The following is a 2921-nucleotide window of genomic DNA, read 5'->3' as shown; positions in this document are numbered from 1 at the left end:
GCGGGGCTGCGGGACGGGCTCTTCCCCAAGCTGGGCAACGGCGGCTACGACGCCGAGCACTACAGCGTCGTCCTCGACTACGACCCGGCCCGCGACCACCTCACCGGCCGCGTCACCCTCGACGCCCGCGCCACCCGTGACCTCAGCGCCTTCAACCTCGACTTCGCGGGGCCGGAGGTCACCTCCGCGACGGTCGGCGGTGAGCGCGCGGACGCCAACCGGGCGGGCAACGAGCTGACCCTGCGCCCGGCGGACGACATCCGCGAGGGGGAGCGGTTCCGTACGAGCGTGACCTACTCGGGGACCCCCAGGGCCCTCACCGATCAGGACGGCTCGCACGAGGGCTGGCTGCGGACCGCCGACGGCGGCGCGCTGGCGCTCGGCGAGCCCGCCGGATCGATGACCTGGTTCCCGTCGAACAACCACCCTGCCGACAAGGCCACGTACGACCTGGCGGTCACCGTGCCCGAGGGGCTGACGGCGGTCTCCAACGGCGAGCTCGCGTCGACGGTCACGAAGAACGGGCGCACCACCTTCACCTGGCACACCGGTGAGCCGATGGCGAGCTATCTGGCGACGGTGGCGATCGGCCGGTACGAACTCAAGCCGGTCACCACGGCAGCGGGACTGCCCGTCCGCACGGCGGTCGACCGGGACGCGGAGAAGGAGTCCGCCGAGGTGGTCGGGCAGCTTCCGGAGATCCTCGCCTGGGGCAAGGAGAACTTCGGGCCCTACCCCTTCTCCTCCGCCGGTGTGATCGTGGCGCCCGAGGGGTCGGCCGAGTACGCCCTGGAGACCCAGAACCGGCCGGTGATCCCCGCCGACCAGCTCGACACCACGACACTCGTCCACGAGCTCGCCCACCAGTGGTTCGGCGACTCGGTGACGCCCCGGCGGTGGCAGGACATGTGGCTCAACGAGGGCTTCGCGACCTACGCGGAGTGGCTGTGGAGCGAGGACCACGGCGGCAGGTCCGCCCAGGCGTACTTCGACGAGACGTACGCCAAGGGGGCCGACGACCAGGTGTGGGACTTCCCGCCCGCCGAGCCGCCGACGGCCGCCCGGATCTCGGACCGGCCGGTGTACGAGCGCGGGGCGATGGTGGTCCACCAGCTCCGCCGGGCGGTCGGGGACGAGGCGTTCTACGGCCTCGTACAGGGCTGGACGAAGCGGTACCGGCACGCCAACGCCTCCACCGAGGACTTCACCCGCTTCATGACGGAGGAGTCCGGCAAGGACCTGACGGAGCTGTGGAACACCTGGCTCTACGGGGAGGGCAGGCCCGAGTCCCCGTAGAGCCGGGTGGACCGGCCTAGCGGTGTGTCACTTCACGTTGACGGCGGTCCAGGCAGCCGCCACCGTCTTGTACTCGGTGCTGCTCGCCCCGTAGAGGTCGGCCGCCGCCTGGAGGGTCGTGGTGCGCGCCTTGGCGTAGTTGGTCGTCGACGTCATGTACGTGGACAGCGCCTTGTACCAGATCTTGTACGCCTTGGTCCGCCCGATGCCGGTGACCTTGGAACCGTCGGAGGTCGGGGAGTTGTAGCTCACCCCGTTGATGACCTTCGCGCCGCTGCCCTCGGACAGCAGGTAGAAGAAGTGGTTGGCGACGCCGGACGAGTAGTGCACGTCCTTGTTGCCGACCGTGCTCGACCAGTAGTCCGCCGACTGGCCGTCCTTGCTCGGCTTGTCCATGTAGCGCAGCGGGGTGCCGTTGCCCCGGATGTCGATCTTCTCGCCGATGAGGTAGTCACCGGGGTCGGACGCGTTGTTGGCGAAGAACTCCACCGAGGTGCCGAAGATGTCGCTGGTGCCCTCGTTGAGCCCGCCGGACTCCTTGCTGTAGTTGAGCTTGGCGGTGGCGGCGGTCAGGCCGTGGCTCATCTCGTGGCCGGCGACGTCGAGCGCGGTGAGCGGCTTGAGGTTGTTCGCGCCGTCGCCGTACGTCATGCAGAAGCAGCTGTCGTCCCAGAAGGCGTTGACGTACGCGTTGCCGTAGTGGACGCGGGAGTACGCGGCCTTGCCGTTGCCCGCGATGCCGTTGCGGTTGAGCTCGGCCTTGTAGAAGTCCCAGGTCACCGCGGCGCCGTAGTGCGCGTCCACACCGGCGGTCTCGCGGTTCTGCGGGGTGCCGTCGCCCCAGGTGTCCACCGACTTGGTGAAGAGGGTGCCGGTGCCGGAGGAGCCGTGCTTGAGGTCGTACGTCTTGTGCCCGCCGCGCCCCGCGTCCGTCAGGCTGTACGTGGTGCCGGACTTGGAGGTGCCGAGGGTGACCTTGCCGGAGTACTCGCTGGTGCCGGTCCCGGTGTCGATGGCCTCGTACGAGTAGAGCTCGGCGCCGGTCGCGGCGTCGGTGATGACGTGGCGCTCGCTGGGGGTGCCGTCGCGCTGGGTGCCGGTGAGGACGGCCTCGTACGCCAGGACGGGCTTGCCGCTCGCGGCCCAGACGACCTTGCGGGCGTGGGCGGGGGCGGCCTTGAGCGAGGCGCCCGAGGTGGCGACGGATATCCGGGCGTCGGTGCTCCTGCTGACGCCCTTGACGCCGCCGTCCTTCTTGGCGTGGACGACGAGGTCGCCGCCGAGGACGGGCAGGCCCTCGTAGGTGCGCTCGTAGCGGGTGTGGACGGTGCCGTCCACGTCCTTGATGACGTCCCGTACGACGAGCGCCTCCTTGGCGCCGAGGCCGATCCGGTGGGCGGCGGCGGGCGCGGCGGCCTGGGCGGCCTGGAGTGCGTCGGCGCGCTCGGCCACACCGAGCACGCGGGCGCTCGCGCCCGCCTCGCGGTCGGCGGCTCCGGCGCTGGTGCCGGACTGGACGCCGACGACGACCATGGCGGCGGTGGCGGCAAGTGCGGCGGCACGCAGGGAAGTTTGCACGGAGGGGTCTCCTTCACTCGATCCATTGCGCGGTGGGGGTGCGCGGT

The 2921-nt window shown here is 70.7% G+C and carries 2 protein-coding genes; one reads left to right on the top strand and one right to left on the bottom strand.

From position 1 onward, the window contains the following. The coding region (locus tag ACJA3G_RS34245; protein ID WP_406556928.1) for a M1 family metallopeptidase at positions 1-1296 on the top strand (1296 nt) is incomplete at its 5' end. A gap of 27 nt (positions 1297-1323) precedes the next feature. On the opposite strand, the gene ACJA3G_RS34240 is transcribed toward ACJA3G_RS34245, so the two are convergent. Next, positions 1324-2829: a M4 family metallopeptidase gene (locus ACJA3G_RS34240; RefSeq protein WP_406556929.1), complete on the bottom strand. Its 1506-nt coding sequence runs from the start codon at positions 2827-2829 to the stop codon at positions 1324-1326. Positions 2830-2921: the final 92 nt, after the last annotated feature.

This window comes from Streptomyces sp. YS-3 (genome assembly GCF_045257485.1).
In the GTDB taxonomy this organism is placed as follows: domain Bacteria; phylum Actinomycetota; class Actinomycetes; order Streptomycetales; family Streptomycetaceae; genus Streptomyces.
The sequence above is the reverse complement of the archived record's forward strand: the minus strand, read 5'-3'. Positions and strand labels throughout refer to the sequence as shown.